Annotated in this window: 14 protein-coding genes; 10 read left to right on the top strand and 4 right to left on the bottom strand. The window is 61.7% G+C overall.

The features are described 5' to 3' along the window. Positions 1-1,185 (top strand): CaiB/BaiF CoA transferase family protein, encoded by a 1,185-nt coding sequence (locus BHMPCIPO_RS20000; protein ID WP_173518584.1) that lies wholly within the window; start codon positions 1-3, stop codon positions 1,183-1,185. Between the two features lie 94 nt (positions 1,186-1,279). Here BHMPCIPO_RS20000 and htpG read toward each other — a convergent pair whose 3' ends face one another. Continuing rightward, positions 1,280-3,169, bottom strand: a complete 1,890-nt coding sequence (htpG, locus tag BHMPCIPO_RS19995; protein WP_173518583.1) for a molecular chaperone HtpG — start codon at positions 3,167-3,169, stop codon at positions 1,280-1,282. Positions 3,170-3,532: 363 nt separating this feature from the next. On the opposite strand from htpG, the gene BHMPCIPO_RS19990 reads away from it, so the two are divergent. From BHMPCIPO_RS19990 to BHMPCIPO_RS19970, 5 genes are all read left to right on the top strand, one after another. After that, positions 3,533-5,749 (top strand): DUF3141 domain-containing protein, encoded by a 2,217-nt coding sequence (locus BHMPCIPO_RS19990; protein ID WP_173518582.1) that lies wholly within the window; start codon positions 3,533-3,535, stop codon positions 5,747-5,749. Positions 5,750-5,768: 19 nt separating this feature from the next. After that, a complete protein-coding gene (locus BHMPCIPO_RS19985) occupies positions 5,769-6,725 on the top strand; it encodes a phosphate acetyltransferase (protein WP_173518581.1) in 957 nt (318 codons plus the stop codon). Between the two features lie 2 nt (positions 6,726-6,727). After that, positions 6,728-7,912 (top strand): acetate/propionate family kinase, encoded by a 1,185-nt coding sequence (locus BHMPCIPO_RS19980; protein WP_173518580.1) that lies wholly within the window; start codon positions 6,728-6,730, stop codon positions 7,910-7,912. Positions 7,913-7,929: 17 nt separating this feature from the next. Further along, positions 7,930-8,715, top strand: a complete 786-nt coding sequence (fabI, locus tag BHMPCIPO_RS19975; protein WP_173518579.1) for an enoyl-ACP reductase FabI — start codon at positions 7,930-7,932, stop codon at positions 8,713-8,715. Between the two features lie 159 nt (positions 8,716-8,874). Beyond that, positions 8,875-9,177: a DUF982 domain-containing protein gene (locus tag BHMPCIPO_RS19970; RefSeq protein ID WP_246304488.1), complete on the top strand. Its 303-nt coding sequence runs from the start codon at positions 8,875-8,877 to the stop codon at positions 9,175-9,177. Between the two features lie 413 nt (positions 9,178-9,590). Here the strand turns inward: BHMPCIPO_RS19970 and BHMPCIPO_RS19965 are convergent, their stop codons facing one another. Together BHMPCIPO_RS19965 and BHMPCIPO_RS19960 are read right to left on the bottom strand one after the other, a co-directional pair. Continuing rightward, positions 9,591-10,097 (bottom strand): Hsp20/alpha crystallin family protein, encoded by a 507-nt coding sequence (locus tag BHMPCIPO_RS19965; protein ID WP_173518577.1) that lies wholly within the window; start codon positions 10,095-10,097, stop codon positions 9,591-9,593. 93 nt (positions 10,098-10,190) lie between these two features. After that, positions 10,191-10,652: an Hsp20 family protein gene (locus BHMPCIPO_RS19960; protein WP_173518576.1), complete on the bottom strand. Its 462-nt coding sequence runs from the start codon at positions 10,650-10,652 to the stop codon at positions 10,191-10,193. Positions 10,653-11,015: 363 nt separating this feature from the next. On the opposite strand from BHMPCIPO_RS19960, the gene BHMPCIPO_RS19955 reads away from it, so the two are divergent. The 4 genes from BHMPCIPO_RS19955 (at position 11,016) to BHMPCIPO_RS19940 (ending at position 13,896) form a co-directional block, all read left to right on the top strand. After that, on the top strand, positions 11,016-11,330 hold the full coding sequence (locus BHMPCIPO_RS19955; RefSeq protein WP_173518575.1) for a co-chaperone GroES: 315 nt from the start codon (positions 11,016-11,018) through the stop codon (positions 11,328-11,330). Between the two features lie 55 nt (positions 11,331-11,385). Continuing rightward, positions 11,386-13,014, top strand: coding sequence for a chaperonin GroEL (gene groL, locus BHMPCIPO_RS19950; RefSeq protein ID WP_173518574.1), 1,629 nt, complete (start codon positions 11,386-11,388; stop codon positions 13,012-13,014). Between the two features lie 220 nt (positions 13,015-13,234). Then, positions 13,235-13,546: a DUF982 domain-containing protein gene (locus tag BHMPCIPO_RS19945; protein WP_173520109.1), complete on the top strand. Its 312-nt coding sequence runs from the start codon at positions 13,235-13,237 to the stop codon at positions 13,544-13,546. 20 nt (positions 13,547-13,566) lie between these two features. Next, entirely contained in the window at positions 13,567-13,896 is a 330-nt protein-coding gene (locus BHMPCIPO_RS19940) for a DUF982 domain-containing protein (RefSeq protein WP_173518573.1), read from the top strand. A gap of 297 nt (positions 13,897-14,193) precedes the next feature. Here BHMPCIPO_RS19940 and BHMPCIPO_RS19935 read toward each other — a convergent pair whose 3' ends face one another. Further along, positions 14,194-15,276 (bottom strand): LacI family DNA-binding transcriptional regulator, encoded by a 1,083-nt coding sequence (locus tag BHMPCIPO_RS19935; protein WP_173518572.1) that lies wholly within the window; start codon positions 15,274-15,276, stop codon positions 14,194-14,196. Positions 15,277-15,371: the final 95 nt, after the last annotated feature.

Genomic DNA, 15,371 nt, shown 5'->3' with positions numbered 1-15,371 from the left:
ATGGAAGCGCCGCTGAAAGGCATTCGTGTCCTGGAACTCGCCCGCATCCTCGCGGGCCCCTGGATCGGTCAGACGCTGGCCGATCTCGGTGCCGACGTCATCAAGGTTGAAAGCCCGGCAGGTGACGACACCCGCACCTGGGGCCCGCCCTTCGTCGCGGGCGAGGATGGCGAGAAGCTCGACGCCGCCTACTTTCATGCCTGCAACCGCGGCAAGCGCTCCGTGGTGCTCGACTTCACGACGGAGGAGGGGCAGGAGGCGGTGCGCCGGCTGGCGGCGCAGTCGGATGTTCTGCTGGAAAACTTCAAGGTCGGCGGGCTCACCAAATATGGCCTCGATTATGAGAGCCTGAAGAAGATCAATCCACGGCTGATCTATTGCTCGGTCACCGGCTTCGGCCAGGATGGTCCCTATGCCCATCGTGCCGGCTACGACTATATCGTCCAGGGTATGAGCGGCATCATGGACCTGACCGGCGAACCGGATCGCGAGCCGCAGAAGATCGGCGTCGCCTTCGCCGATATCTTCACCGGCCTCTACGGCGTGATTGCCGTCCAGGCGGCCCTAGCCCAGCGCGAACGCACCGGCGAAGGGCAGCAGATCGACATGGCACTGCTCGACTGCATGACCGGCGTGCTCGCCAACCAGGCGCTGAACTTCCTGGTTTCCGGCAAGGCGCCGCGCCGGCTCGGCAATGCGCACCCGAACATAGCGCCTTATCAGGTCTTCCCGACCTCCGACGGCCACCTGATCGTCGCTGTCGGCAATGACCGGCAGTTCGTGAAGTTCTGCGCATTGCTCGGGCGTTCCGACCTCGCGGCCGACGAACGTTACCTGACCAATGCGCTCAGGGTGCAGAACCGGGAGACGCTGACCCCGGAGTTGGCCGCGGAGACCGCAAAGATCGAACGCGACGCGCTGTTGAAGATGCTGGAAGATGCCGGCGTGCCCGGCGGGCCGATCAACACGGTCGCCGACGTCTTTGCCGATCCGCAGATCGCGCATCGGCAGATGCGAGTGGATACGCCGCATTCGGGCGCTGCTGCCGGTACATCACCGGGTGTCAGGACTCCGATCCGCTTTTCCGGTGCCGAACTTGCGCTTGACCGCGGCGTGCCGCGGCTAGGAGAACACACCGACGAGGTGCTGGCGGAAATCGGGATGCAAGTCGCGAAGGCGAACTAGCGCTACGTAAGGCGGCAAAGGCGCAAGTTAAGGCGCTGCTAAAGGAAACGGCAAGAAGCCCCGGAAATCACGGAGATTTCCGGGGATCTTTGTTTTAGGCTTTGAGTGCGCGATCGAAGACGCGCGATAGCCGTTCGGCGAAGGCGCGCGGATCCTGCGGCTTGTCGCCGTCGAGCACGCGCGCCTGGTCGAGCAGGAGTTGAACCGCGTCCGTCCGAAACGCGCTATCGCCGGCGGGGCTGGCGGCCATTGCGGTGATCAGCGCATGGTTCGGATTGACTTCGAGGATCGGCTTGGCCGCGTCTTCGAGACGGCCGGCGCCCTGAAGCATCTTTTCGAGCTGGCGATCGGGACCGTGCTCCGGCGCGACCAGGCAGACGGCGCTTTCCGTCAGACGGTCGGACGTGCGGACGTCGGAGACGGCCGCACCGAGCGTTTCCTTGGCGAAGGCGACGAAGTCGATGACCAACTGGCTGGCCTGCGGCGCCTCTTCCTTGCCACCTTCGGGCTTGGCGATATTGCTGAGATCGGCAGCACCTTGGGTGATCGACTTCCAGGGCTTACCCTCGAAGTCGGGGGCGGACGTCACCCAGAAGCTATCGACCGGATCGGTCAAAAGCAGCACTTCTATGCCGCGAGCGCGAAAGCCCTCGAGCTGAGGCGAGGCCTTGAGCTGGCCGAGATTGTCGCCCGTCAGATAATAGATTGCCGACTGGCCTTCCTTCATGTCCTTGACGTAGTCGGCGAGACTGCGCCGGCCCTCGTCCGAGGTGGTGGTCCGGAAGCGTGACAGCGCGACCAGCTGTTCGCGGCGCTCGTAATCCTCGTAGATGCCTTCCTTGAGCACGCTGCCGAAATTTTCCCAGATCTTGTCGAAGGTCTCTGGCTCGCTCTCCGCCAGCTTTTCGATCGCAGTCAGCACGCGGTTGGTGACACCCTTGCGGATGCTTGCGAGCAGCGGGCTTTCCTGGATCATCTCGCGCGAGACGTTCAAGGGCAGATCCGAGGTGTCGACGAGGCCGCGCACGAAGCGCAGGTAGCGCGGCAGCAATTCCGCCTCGTCGGTGATGAAGACGCGCTTGACGTAGAGCTTCATCCTTCCCTTGCGGTCCGGATCGAAGAGGTCGAAGGGCTTCGAGCCGGGCACGAAGGCAAGGGCCGTATATTCATGCCGGCCTTCGGCGCGGAAGTGTACCGTCAGGGCAGGGTCGTCATACTGCCCGGCTACGCCGCGGTAGAAGTCCGCATAGTCTTCCTTGCTGATCTCGCTCTTCTGCTTGGTCCAGAGCGCGGTGCCGTCGCCGACCTGAACGGGTTCCGCGCCGGGCTTTTCCAGAATGGAGATAGGCACCGGCACGTGGCCGGATTGATCCTTGACGATGCGCTCGACCGTCCAGCGCGACGTATAGGTCTTGGCATCCTCCATCAGATGGAGCGTGATGCGCGTGCCGCGCGCCGGAGCATCCGCAAGTTCGGCCGCAGAAACGGTGTAGCTGCCCTTGCCGTCGGAGGACCACATCCAGGCGTGTTCAGAACCTGCGCGGCGCGACACGACGTCGACCTTATCGGCGACCATGAAGGCGGAGTAGAAGCCGACACCGAACTGACCGATAAGCTGTGCGCCTTCCTTGCCCTGCGCGGCCTCGATGCGTTCCATGAAGGCGCGGGTACCCGAGCGAGCGATCGTGCCGAGTGCCTCGACGAGCTCATCGCGGCTCATGCCGATACCATTGTCTTCGACGACAAGGCGGCTGTTCGCTTCATCGAGCGTCAGGGTGATGCGCGGGGTCGGATCGCCGGAAAGCAGCTCGGGCGAGACGATCGCTTCATAGCGCAGTTTCTCGCAGGCATCCGCGGCGTTCGAAATCAGTTCGCGGAGGAAGACGTTCTTGTCGGAATAGACCGAATGCACCATCAAATGGAGCAGTCGTGCCACATCGGCTTCGAAGACATGTTTCTCTACGGACATTTCGGTTTCGCTCATTGCCTTGGCAACTCCTTGTGGTTTTTGCCCCAATTGGCAAGCTCCGTCCTGAATTTCAAGGGCCGTCTTGCCTGGTGCCGTTTTCTGTATGATGCTGCACTGCGAAGAAACGCCAAAGGTTGGCGATGCGTATGCGTCTTCGACGGGTTTAGGGGCGAAGAAATCGCTACGGCGACAAATCGCCGTAATACTCCACTGATATGCTCCTGCGGCCCGGTTAAACGTTCTCGGGTCATCTATGTCGAGTTCATATTGCGGCCATGCCGCCTGTCTCTTTGACTAAGGTCAATGCGAGACCAATTGCGTTGTTCTATTGGCCTTGGCGACGGGGCCGACCTTCAATTGCACCGAGGAGTGGACACCATGCCCAAGCATCCCACGATCCCGACAATACCGACGTTTGCCGATGCCTATTCCTATTCGCTCGATGCTTGGCAGCGCTCGATCCTCTTTCTTGACGTGATGCGGCAGCGCGGTGCGCAATACGAGGAGCACAGGACGCAGACGGCGCCGCACGTGCTGGAGTTCGAGGCCCGGCTCGTTCGCGACGGACGCACGCTCGCACGGCCGGTAAACTATGCGTTGGTCAGCATCGTTCCGCCCGACGGCGTCGTGATCGATCCGTCGAAGCGCCCCTTCGTCGTCGTCGATCCCCGTGCCGGTCATGGCCCGGGAATCGGCGGTTTCAAGGCGGACAGCGAGATCGGCGTGGCGATGAAGGCGGGCCATCCCTGCTATTTCATCGGCTTCCTTCCCGATCCGGTTCCTGGGCAGACGATCGAGGATATCGTTCTTGCCGAAGCCCACTTCCTCGAAACCGTGATCGCTCGCCATCCGGACGCGGATGGAAAGCCCTGTGTGATCGGCAATTGCCAGGCGGGCTGGGCCGTGATGATGGTTGCCGCGTTGAGGCCGGAGCTCTTCGGCCCGATCATCATTGCCGGCGCGCCGCTTTCTTACTGGGCCGGCGTTAAAGGGCAGAACCCGATGCGCTATTCCGGCGGGCTTCTGGGAGGAAGCTGGCTGACGGCACTGACCGGCGATCTCGGCGCCGGTGTCTTCGACGGGGCCTGGCTGGTGCAGAATTTCGAGAACCAGAACCCGGCCAATACGCTCTGGACCAAACAATACAATCTCTATTCGAAGATCGACACGGAGGCCGCCCGCTACCTCGGCTTCGAACGCTGGTGGGGCGGGCACGTGACGCTGAATGCCGAGGAGATGCAGTTCATCGTCGATGAACTCTTCGTCGGCAACAAGCTCGCCGCCGGCGAAATCCGCACGTCGGACGGCACCGCGATAGACCTTCGCAACATCCGTTCGCCAATCGTCGTGTTCTGCTCGAAGGGAGACAACATCACCCCGCCGCAGCAGGCGCTCGGCTGGATCCTCGACCTCTACGACAGCGTCGACGAGATCCGCGCCTACGGCCAGACGATCGTCTATACCGTTCACGAGACAGTCGGGCATCTCGGCATTTTCGTGTCCGCCGGCGTCGCCCGGAAGGAACATGACGAATTTGCCTCCAACATCGATTTCATCGACGTGCTGCCCCCCGGCCTATATGAAGCGGTGCTGACGCCGGCGGGCAATGTCGCGGAGGGCAGGGATCTCGTCTCCGGCGAATGGCTGATGCGCTGCGAGGCGAGAACGCTCGACGATATCCGGGCGCTTGGCGGCAACGACATCGAGGACGAGCGTCGTTTCGCCGCCGCCGCGAAGCTTTCGGAAGTCAATCTGGCGCTCTATCGCACCTATCTGCAGCCGATGGTCAAGGCAGCAGCGACGCCACCCGTCGCCGAGGCGATGCGGAACATGCATCCGTTGCGGCTGCAATATGCGCTGTTCGGGCCGGACAATCCCTTCATGGCCTGGACTTCAGCGCTTGCGGACCTCGTTCGCGAAAACCGCGAACCGGCGGACGCGGGCAACCCGTTCATTGCCTGGCAGGAGGCTCTGTCGCATCAGATCGTGGACGGCCTCGACGCTTGGCGGCGGACGGCCGAGTACCTTTCGGAACAGAGTTTCCACGCCATCTACGGTTCGCCGACCCTGCAGGCCGCACTCGGGATCGACAGGAATTCGGACCAGCCGCCGCGCAAGGCCGAGAAGAGCCTGCTGCATCAAGCGCTCGTCGAGGCGCGGATCGCCGAGCTTAGGGCCAAGTTGGCAGACGGCGCCACATGTGAAGCGCTTGCCCGGGCGTTGATCTTCGTCGGCATGGCGCGTGGCGGTGCGGACGAACGCGGACTTGAGGCCGTTCGCAGGCTTCGCCGTGCGCACCCCTCGGCCAGGCAGTTGACCCTTGCCGAATTCAAGGCGGTGATGCGCGAGCAATACTTCATGCTGCTGATCGACGAGGACGCCGCCCTTGCGGCGCTTCCGAAGTTGCTGCCGGAAGCAGTCGAGCAGCGTCGCGCCGCCTTCACCGCCCTTCGCGAGGTGCTGGAAGCCTCCGGTGCGCTGACAGGTCTCGCAGCCGAGCGGCTGCAACGAGTGGCGTCGCTTTTCCAGTTGGAAAGCGAGCCGCCGGTTGCGATCAATGGCGGCAAACCCGCCCGCACTCGCGCCGCATCCTGATTGAAGAAGGAGTTTCGACGTGTCCGAGGTAGCCGCACTGCCACTTGAGCAGTCCAAATACGATCGCCTGATTGCCGCCGCGCGAGATGAGACGCCAGCGGTCACCATCGTCGTACACCCTTGCGACGAGACCTCGCTGCGTGGGCCGCTTGAAGCCGCCGAAACGGGATTGATCAAACCCGTGCTCGTCGGCCCGGAAGCGAAGATCCGTAGCGTCGCTGCCGAACACCGGCTCGAGCTCGGAAGCTACGAGATCGTCGACGTGCCGCACAGCCATGCGGCGGCGGCAAAGGCGGTGGCGATGATCCGCGAGGGGCGCGGCGAGCTGCTGATGAAGGGAAGCCTGCATACGGACGAGTTGATGCGCGAGGTCGCGGCCTCTGCGACCGGCCTCAGGACCGATCGAAGGATCAGCCACGTCTTCATCATGGACGTGCCGGGCCATGCCGAGACGCTTTTCATCACCGATGCCGCCATCAACATCTTCCCGGACCTCGAAGCCAAACGCGACATCGTGCAGAACGCCATCGACCTCTGGGTGACGATCGGTCTTGGCGAGCCGCGCGTCGCCATTCTTTCGGCCGTCGAGACCGTGACAACGAAGATCCCCTCGACGATCGAGGCGGCTGCGCTCTGCAAGATGGCGGAGCGCGGCCAAATCACCGGCGGCGTTCTCGAGGGCCCGCTTGCCTTCGACAATGCGATCGATCCGGAGGCCGCGAAAATTAAGGGCATAGTTTCCCCTGTTGCCGGGCGAGCGCAGATCCTGGTGGTGCCCGATCTCGAGGCCGGCAACATGCTGGCGAAGAACCTCACCTTCCTGTCCCATGCCGACGCCGCCGGCATCGTGCTTGGCGCGCGGGTGCCGATCGTGCTGACCTCGCGGGCGGACTCGGTGCGGACGCGCCTCGCCTCCTGTGCCGTCGCCTCGCTCTATGCGGCGCGGCGCCGCACGCCAAAAGTCGCGGCGGTGTGACCATGGACGCGCTTCTCGTCGTCAATGCCGGATCGTCAAGCCTGAAGTTTCAGGTTTTCGAGATCACCGATGCTGGCCTCGAACGCCGGGTGAAGGGGCAGATCGGCGGCATCGGTACGCAACCACGCCTGCAGGCGAAAGCGGCTGATGGAACCGTGCTCGTCGACCGAAGCTATAAAGCCGACGTCGTTGGCGACCTGCCGGCGGCCATTGCAGCGGCGCGGGACTGGCTGTTGACCCTCGAAGGCTTCACGCTGCGTGCAGTCGGCCATCGGGTGGTGCATGGCGGCCCCGACTTTGCCGAGCCGGTGCTGATCGACGCCTCCGTGCTCGAACGCCTTGCGAGCTACCAGGACCTTGCCCCGCTGCACCAGCCGAACAACCTGGCGCCGATCCGCCAGGCGATGGCGATCAATCCGGACGTGCCGCAGGTGGCCTGCTTCGATACCGCTTTCCACCACGGCCACCCGGAAGCGGTGAACTGCTACGCCATGCCGCGCAGCTTCTACGATGACGGCGTCCGGCGCTATGGCTTCCACGGACTTTCCTACGAGTACATCTCGGAGCGCCTGCGCGATGTCGCACCTCAGGTAGCAGACGGCCGCGTCATCGTTGCGCATCTCGGCAGTGGTGCGTCGATGTGTGCCCTGCGCGATGGACATAGTATCGAGAGCACCATGGGCTTCACCGCGCTCGACGGCTTGCCGATGGGAACGCGGCCTGGCCAGCTCGATCCGGGCGTGGTGCTCTACCTGATCCTACAGCGCGGCATGAGCGCAAAGGCTGTTTCAGATCTGCTCTATCATGAGGCAGGCCTCAAGGGGCTGTCCGGCGTGTCGAACGACATGCGCGATCTTCTAGCAAGCGAGGATCCGCACGCCAAGCTCGCTATCGATCACTTCCTCTATCGCTGCGGGCTCAATGCCGGGATGCTTGCCGCTGCGCTCGGCGGCATCGATGCTTTCGTCTTCACGGCGGGTGTCGGTGAGAACTCCGCCGGGATCCGCGCGCGTATCGCTCAGAACCTCGCCTGGCTCGGCGCCGAACTCGATTCGGCCGCGAACGAGGCGGGTGCCACGCTGATTTCCACGCCTTCAAGCCGCGTCGCGCTCTATGTCATCCCGACCGACGAGGAATTGATGATCGCGCGCCACACGCTGGCACTCCTTAAAACTCGTTCTGCCTGATCCATCGGAGGCAATTCATGTCCATTCCTGTCGCAAAGGCCAAACTACTGGACGGCCGCAAAGGTCTGATCGTCGGCATCGCCAACGATCGGTCGATCGCCTGGGGCTGCGCCCGCGCCTTTCGTGCCTTCGGAGCGGAAGTTGCCGTCACCTATCTGAACGACAAGGCAAAGCCCCATGTGGAGCCCTTGGCGCATGAGATCGAAGCGCCGATTTTCCTGCCGCTCGACGTTGCCGTTCCCGGTCAGATGGAGGCGGTCTTCGAGGAAATCGGCAGGACCTGGGGAGAGCTCGATTTCCTTGTGCACTCGATCGCCTTTTCACCGAAGGATACGCTCGGCGGCCGCGTGGTCGATGTCCCGCGCGAGGGGTTTTTGAAGACCATGGATATATCCTGCTGGTCCTTCATCCGCATGGCCCATCTCGCCGAGCCGCTGATGAAGAACGGCGGCACGCTCTTCACCATGACCTATTACGGCTCACAAGTGGTGGTGGAAAACTACAACATCATGGGCGTCGCCAAGGCGGCCCTCGAAAGCGCGGTCCGCTATCTTGCCTCGGAACTCGGTCCGAAGGGGATTCGCGTCCATGCGATTTCGCCGGGAGCGCTTGCGACCCGCGCCGCCTCCGGTATCCCGGAATTCGACGCGCTGCTCGAAAAGACGAAGGTCAAGTCGCCGTCGCGCGAACTCGTCGACATCGACGATGTCGGCGTTGCCACGGCCTTCCTGGCCCACGATGCCGCCCGGCTGATAACGGGCCAGGTGCTCTATGTCGACGGCGGCTACCACATCGTCGACTAGCGGTCCGCTGTGACCTGCTGTTTTCTCGGGGAAGTCGGGGCGACGGGAGCGCATGCTCGCGTCAAGGCGGCGATACGCTAAGTTCTTGAAATCCGCGCTGATCGGCCCGATATTTTCTTCACTTCTTTTTCATCCGGTTGAATGCGAAAGGAGGACATCATGGTCAACCCGGAATTGGTATGGATGACGTCCGTTACCGTTCAAATGAAGGACGGGACGCGACAGGTCTTCGCTTCTGTCAACGACGTGCTCGATTTCCTCGAAGGGGATTGGAATATCTATCGAGGCAGAAAATACAATCGGGCCGTTCAAACGTGCCGCCGCGCTCTAAATCGAATGACGCCAGTCGCGCTCGCGCGCGAGGCGTTCATTGACGCGTGCCGAGATGCGGGCATGTTGACGGCCGCGGATGAACAACTCGGGACGACGACCGGCGCCGGCGGTCACCACTCGCCGGCCTAGAATGGCTCGGGCTGGGGCATGCTTACTGCCCCAGCCTTTCGAGTATCCGCCCCGTACACCGCGCCAGCGCGGTTCGCCGTCGCACTTGATAGGTCGTAAGGCCGCGCGGCTATCCACTACGCCAAAATTCGCCTCCGGCTGCCTTTACCCTGTCTGGGGACCTAGCGGGGTCAGCCCAGAGGGCCCTTCTTCGCTGTGCGATGGATACGCCGATGTTGCAGAGCATTGTTTCGAAAGCCAGGCAACTAGGGTCTTCGAGCGTGACAGGCGAATAATGTGTACTACCGCCCGACCGAATGTCTATCTCTAGCAAGTGGTTACGCTCTAGCAAGTGGTTGCGGCATCGACGTCGTCGCTTCGCACCAGTAACCAGCCGGGCACGTCTCCACCCGGCTGGCATGCGGCGAGCGGTATTATTTGGTGCGATCGATCTTGATCCGCTTGACGTTGGCTCGCGCCTTTTCGGTCTTGGGCAGGGTCACTGCGAGCAGACCGTTCTTGAACGTAGCGGTAACCTTATCCTCATCGACCTGACGACCAACAACCAGCCGCCGTTCGAAGCGCCCGTAGTAGCGCTCGCTAAAGCGGCGATCCTTGTCCTCGGTCTCCCTTTTGTTTTCGCCGCGAAGCGTGAGCAAACCATCTTCCAGCAGCACCTCAACGGCGTCTGGATCGGTGCCCGGAACCTCAGCTGTGATCCGGATCTCGTTGTCATTCTCCTCGATCTCCACGTGCGGCCACGCGCCATTGAAGGGCGTATCACCGAACAACGATGGCGAGCCGAAACCGCGGAAGACTTCGTCGAACAGACGGTTGTCATTGCGGTGCAGTGACAGGAATGGATCCATGTCATCGCCGCGATACACGTTCGGAACCTGGCTGCTGCCCCGGCTCCAAGGGATCAGATCACGTACACTCATGGCTTGACCCTTTCTTCGGTTTCCTTGTCTCCTTTTGTCAACTGCTTCCTCGGCTGTTCGGCAACAACCGAGGATCGAGCAGGGCGCGTCACACTAGGCTGCCTTGTCGCCTTCGATCTGTTTCGAAGCGGGCTTCGTCGGCTCGGCCTGGATGGCGATCCGACGCGGCTTCATCTCCTCAGGGACTTCCTTCTTGAGATTGATGACCAGAAGCCCGTTTTCGAGCTTTGCCCCCTCGACGATGACATGATCGGCGAGTTCAAATCGGCGCGCAAACGGCCTCACAGCGAGGCCCTGATGCAGGTACTGGACTTCCTCATCCTCCGACTTCGCGCCGTTGACCACGAGCATGTTCGCCTCGTGGGTGATCGTCAGTTCATCCTCGGCAAAACCAGCCACCGCGATGACGATGCGGTATGCGTCTTCGCCGAGTTTGACGATGTTGTAAGGCGGCCAGTTGTCAGCGTTGAGGCTGGCGTTTTCGAGCAGGTCGAACATGCGGTCGAAGCCGATGCTTGACCTGTAGAAGGGGGTAAAGTCGAGATTTGTTCTCATAGCTACATCCTCCGTAGAGCAACATAGATACGAGGGAACGCCAAGAAGCTTGGCGCTCCCTGACCATGCCGACCCCACATGGGCGTCGACAAAAATGATTTGGGGATGCCATTTTACGGCGTCAAGGGGGGAGATAAGCCAAAGTCGAGCGGGATCGCCGTAAAATGGCGCTGTGAATTCATAGTGTTAGCACTCGATAGGAGCGAGTGCTAAAAAATTCGAGCCACCCTCTTGAAACTCGAAAAATCAGAAACCAGATCGTTGTTCGAGCGATGCCGAAAGCATCAGCTCCCCGCGTCGGTTTCGTTCCGAATGCGGCGCGGAGGACCTCTTGAAATTCTCTTTGTCTATGAGGAGACCGACATGATGTTCCGTCCCTTGCATGACCGTATCTTGGTTCGTCGCCTCGAGGCCGAGAAAAAAACGGCCGGCGGCATCATCATCCCAGACACCGCGAAGGAAAAGCCGCAGGAGGGCGAGGTCGTTGCCGCCGGCCCGGGCGCGCGCGACGACAGCGGACAACTGCGACCGCTCGATGTCGAGGTGGGGGATCGCATTCTCTTCGGCAAATGGTCGGGCACCGAGATCAAGCTCGATGGCGAGGATCTCCTGATCATGAAGGAATCCGACGTAATGGGCGTGATCGAGGTCGGCACCGCAGCGAGAAACGCGGCCTAATGCCGATCCGGGCCCATGCCAGAAGCGGAATGTCGCATCAGAAAGGAGTAGAAAAATGGCTGCCAAGGAAGTGAGATTCCATTCCGACGCCCGTGAGAAGATGCTGCGCGGCGTCGATATTCTCGCCAATGCCGTCAAGGTCACGCTCGGCCCTAAGGGGCGCAACGTCGTCATCGACAAGTCGTACGGCGCGCCCCGTATCACTAAGGATGGCGTAACCGTTGCCAAAGAAATTGAGCTTGAGGACAAGTTCGAGAACATGGGCGCCCAGATGGTGCGCGAAGTAGCGTCGAAAACCAGTGACGTCGCTGGTGACGGTACCACGACCGCAACAGTCCTCGCGCAGGCGATCGTCAAGGAAGGTGCCAAGGCCGTGGCGTCGGGCATGAACCCGATGGATCTGAAGCGCGGCATCGACAAAGCAGTCGAAGCTCTAGTCGAGGAACTGCGGCGGAACGCCCGCAAAGTCACCAGGAACGACGAAATCGCCCAGGTTGGTACCATCTCAGCCAATGGCGACACCGAGATTGGCCGCTTCCTCGCAGAAGCGATGGAAAAGGTGGGCAACGAAGGGGTGATCACCGTCGAGGAAGCCAAGACCGCGGTGACGGAGTTGGAAGTCGTCGAAGGCATGCAATTCGACCGCGGTTATCTCTCGCCGTATTTCATCACAAACCCCGACAAGATGCGGGTTGAGCTCGAAGAACCCTACGTGCTCATCCATGAGAAGAAACTCTCGAACCTGCAGGCACTGCTTCCGGTCCTCGAAGCGGTTGTTCAGTCCGGAAAACCTCTTCTTATCATCGCCGAGGATGTCGAGGGCGAGGCGCTGGCGACGCTCGTCGTCAACAAGCTGCGCGGCGGCCTGAAAATCGCTGCTGTCAAGGCTCCGGGCTTCGGCGATCGCCGCAAGGCCATGCTCGAAGACATCGCCATCCTGACGGGTGGCACGGTCATCTCCGAAGACCTCGGCATCAAGCTCGAAAACGTCACGCTCAACATGCTTGGCCGTGCCAAGAACGTCGTGGTCGAGAAGGACAACACCACGATCGTCGACGGCGCTGGCTCGAAGAGCGACATTCAGGGCCGTGTCGCCCAGATCAAGGCGCAAATTGAGGAAACCACGTCGGACTACGATCGCGAAAAGCTGCAGGAGCGACTGGCCAAGCTTGCTGGCGGCGTTGCCGTCATCCGCGTCGGCGGTTCGACCGAGGTTGAGGTGAAGGAACGTAAGGACCGCGTCGACGACGCGATGCATGCCACGCGGGCGGCCGTCGAGGAGGGCGTGCTGCCGGGAGGTGGTGTCGCTTTGCTGAGGGCGGTCAAAGCACTGGACAACACCCGGGCCGAGAATGCCGACCAGAGGCACGGCATCGACCTAGTTCGCCGCGCAATCGAGGCGCCGGTGCGCCAGATCGCCGAGAACGCGGGTGCCGAAGGCTCGATCATTGTCGGCAAGCTGCGTGAAAAGACCGAATTTGGTTATGGCTGGAACGCCCAGACCAACGAGTTCGGTGATCTTTATGCTCAGGGCGTGATCGACCCGGTCAAGGTGGTTCGCACCGCGCTGCAGGACGCGGCCTCGATCGCTGGCCTGCTGATTACCACCGAGGCAATGGTCGCCGAGAAGCCGAAGAAGGAGGCGCCCGTGCCGCCGATGCCGGCAGCCGGCATGGACTTCTGACGGAAACGAAACGTGCGCGCCCGATGGGGCGGATAGTCGGTAGCACCGTTGCAAGATGCGCTGCGCCTGATTCTTTGGTGCGGCGGGAGCCGGAATGCCGCCGGCAGCCAGTGGCACGATAACGCTCGATCTGTCTCGCCGGGTCGGATCACTTGCCGGTGACCTGGTAGGTGGTTGGTCAATGCACGACGTCGAATTCAATGTCGCGTGGAGAAGAACGATGAAACTCGATTGCTTTCAACACCCAGTCACAATCCTCGTGGGGCTCGGATTTCCGGCTGAGATCCGCAGCGTGAGAGAGGCCTATGCCTGGCTGCACGAGTGGCCGCCATCGAAGCGAAATGCGAAGCACGCCGTAGCGCTCAATGCTTGCAAAGCAGCACTTGCCGGCGAAATCGATGTCGAGACCGCTCGCGCAACATTTGTCGCCTTCGCGCAACGGGCCAATCTTCTCGCACCAGACGCGGAGGCGATCGTCGCCGGTAGCGAAGTCGGTGCGCGTGCGCAAACCGGAAACAGCAAAACGATGTAACCTTTGGGGCGAAGTAGACGATGAGCGATATTCAGTTTCCCGTTCCAGTGAGACTGCGCCTGAGCTCAACCGGCGAGCGGGTTGTCGCCAATTCCTGGGAAGCACTGGAATGTCTTCGCGACCAGTGGCCCGAAGGCGCGAGAGGGCAAACCTATCGCGCAGCCTATCGGGTCTGCCGCGACGTCCTGGACGGCTGGAGGCAGCCGCACGAAGCAAGGCGCGTATTTGTGAGGGCGGCCCGCCGCGCCGGGCTGCTGGAGGACAAAGCGCTGATTTCCCCATCGAACAACGCGAGATCGAAACGGGGTTGGCGTGCGCAGCGCGCAATTCGATCGACCAGAGGGAGGTAGCGTTATGTGCCCCAGCACCGGCTTCTATTCCCTTCCACTCTCGTCTGATGATCTCGATACGCTCCAACGAATATTGGATCGTGAATTGGAAGCGAGACGCATAGCAAGCGACAGTGACGAAGCGGACATGCTTGCCCGAACGCTGATAGAGCTCTTTCGAACCGGCGTGCGAGGTGAAGATGCGTTGCGCGAAATGGTGAAGGGTGGCGCAGGCAACTAAGACCGTCCTCCGCATTCGCGAGACGAGGTGTGCCATGGATCGAGCGGGCGCCCAGATTGTAAGGACGCACGAAGACCTTAGGCACCTGAGGATCGGCGGGCCAGGGGTCCAATAGACCGAGCGGTGCCGGTAGACGAGCGCTCGACCAAATGACAGGCAAGCTCCACCCGCCGCGGCGGTGCCGGAATGCCAGAGAGTGTGTCGCGCAAAAGGTCGAGTGCGACCGAACCAATCTCGCGCATCGGGATATGCATTGTGGTCAATGGCGGGTTGAGGAACGCCGCTTGTGGCAGGTCGTCCATGCCCATGACGGAGACGTCGCCCGGAACCGAAAAGCCCTTCTGCTGAATGCCCAGCATGGCGCCGACGGCCAAGCTGTCGCCGGCCGCGAGCACCGCGGTGAAATCCAGGCCCCGGCCGCCGATCCGCTGCATGATCGCCTGCATTGCCAGTTCCGGGAGCCAGTCTTCGACGGTGACGAGCATGTCGTCATCGACAGGCAAGCCCTTCGCCAGCAGTCCATCGCGCCAGCCTTCGTACCGCCGCTCGATCGTGCGGCGCCCCGGCCGCATCAGGAACAGGATGCGCTGGTGCCCAAGCTCGATCAGATGGTCGGTCGCAAGCCGCGCGCTCGAGCGATTGCAGGGGGTGACGCTCGATAGTCGCATATATGGGTCGTCGCTGTTCAACAGCACGACCGGCTTGTCGAAACTGCGGGTGGCGGCAAGCATCCCCTCGTCGTCGATCGTGAGAAACAGAAGGCCCGCGACCTGTTCGTCCTCCTCTGCCTCGGCGAGTACCGCCAGTTCTTCGCTCTGGTTCGCGATAGGCCGGGTGACGATTTCTAGGTCGAGCGCCTGGGCCCGCTCCTTCAAGCCTTCCAGCACGTAGTGGGTGAACTGGTTGCGCACATAGTCGATCATCGCAGCGCTCGATGCGGCAACGATGACCTTCTGTCCGGCGACGGCCGTCGGGATCATGTAGTTCGCGTTCTTCGCCGCCTCCAGCACCCGCTGGCGGATTTCCGCGCGCACGCCCTTTTCCCCGGCAAGCGCCCGGGAAGCGGTACTCAAGGAAACACCACAGGCTTCGGCGATATCCTCCAGCCGAACCTTCTTGCTTTTCTTGCCACGCTTGCCCGGCAGCGGTTTTGCGACCATGCGATCCTCCATAGTCGCGATAATGGGAAAAATTTTCATGTTGCGCAAGAAGAAACGTCATGCCTTTATCTCCTCAAGAAGCCGAGGGAAGAGCG

Source organism: Ensifer sesbaniae (assembly GCF_013283665.1).
Classification (GTDB): domain Bacteria; phylum Pseudomonadota; class Alphaproteobacteria; order Rhizobiales; family Rhizobiaceae; genus Ensifer; species Ensifer sesbaniae.
Note: the sequence above shows the minus strand (reverse complement) of the source record. Positions and strands in the feature narration are given on the sequence as shown.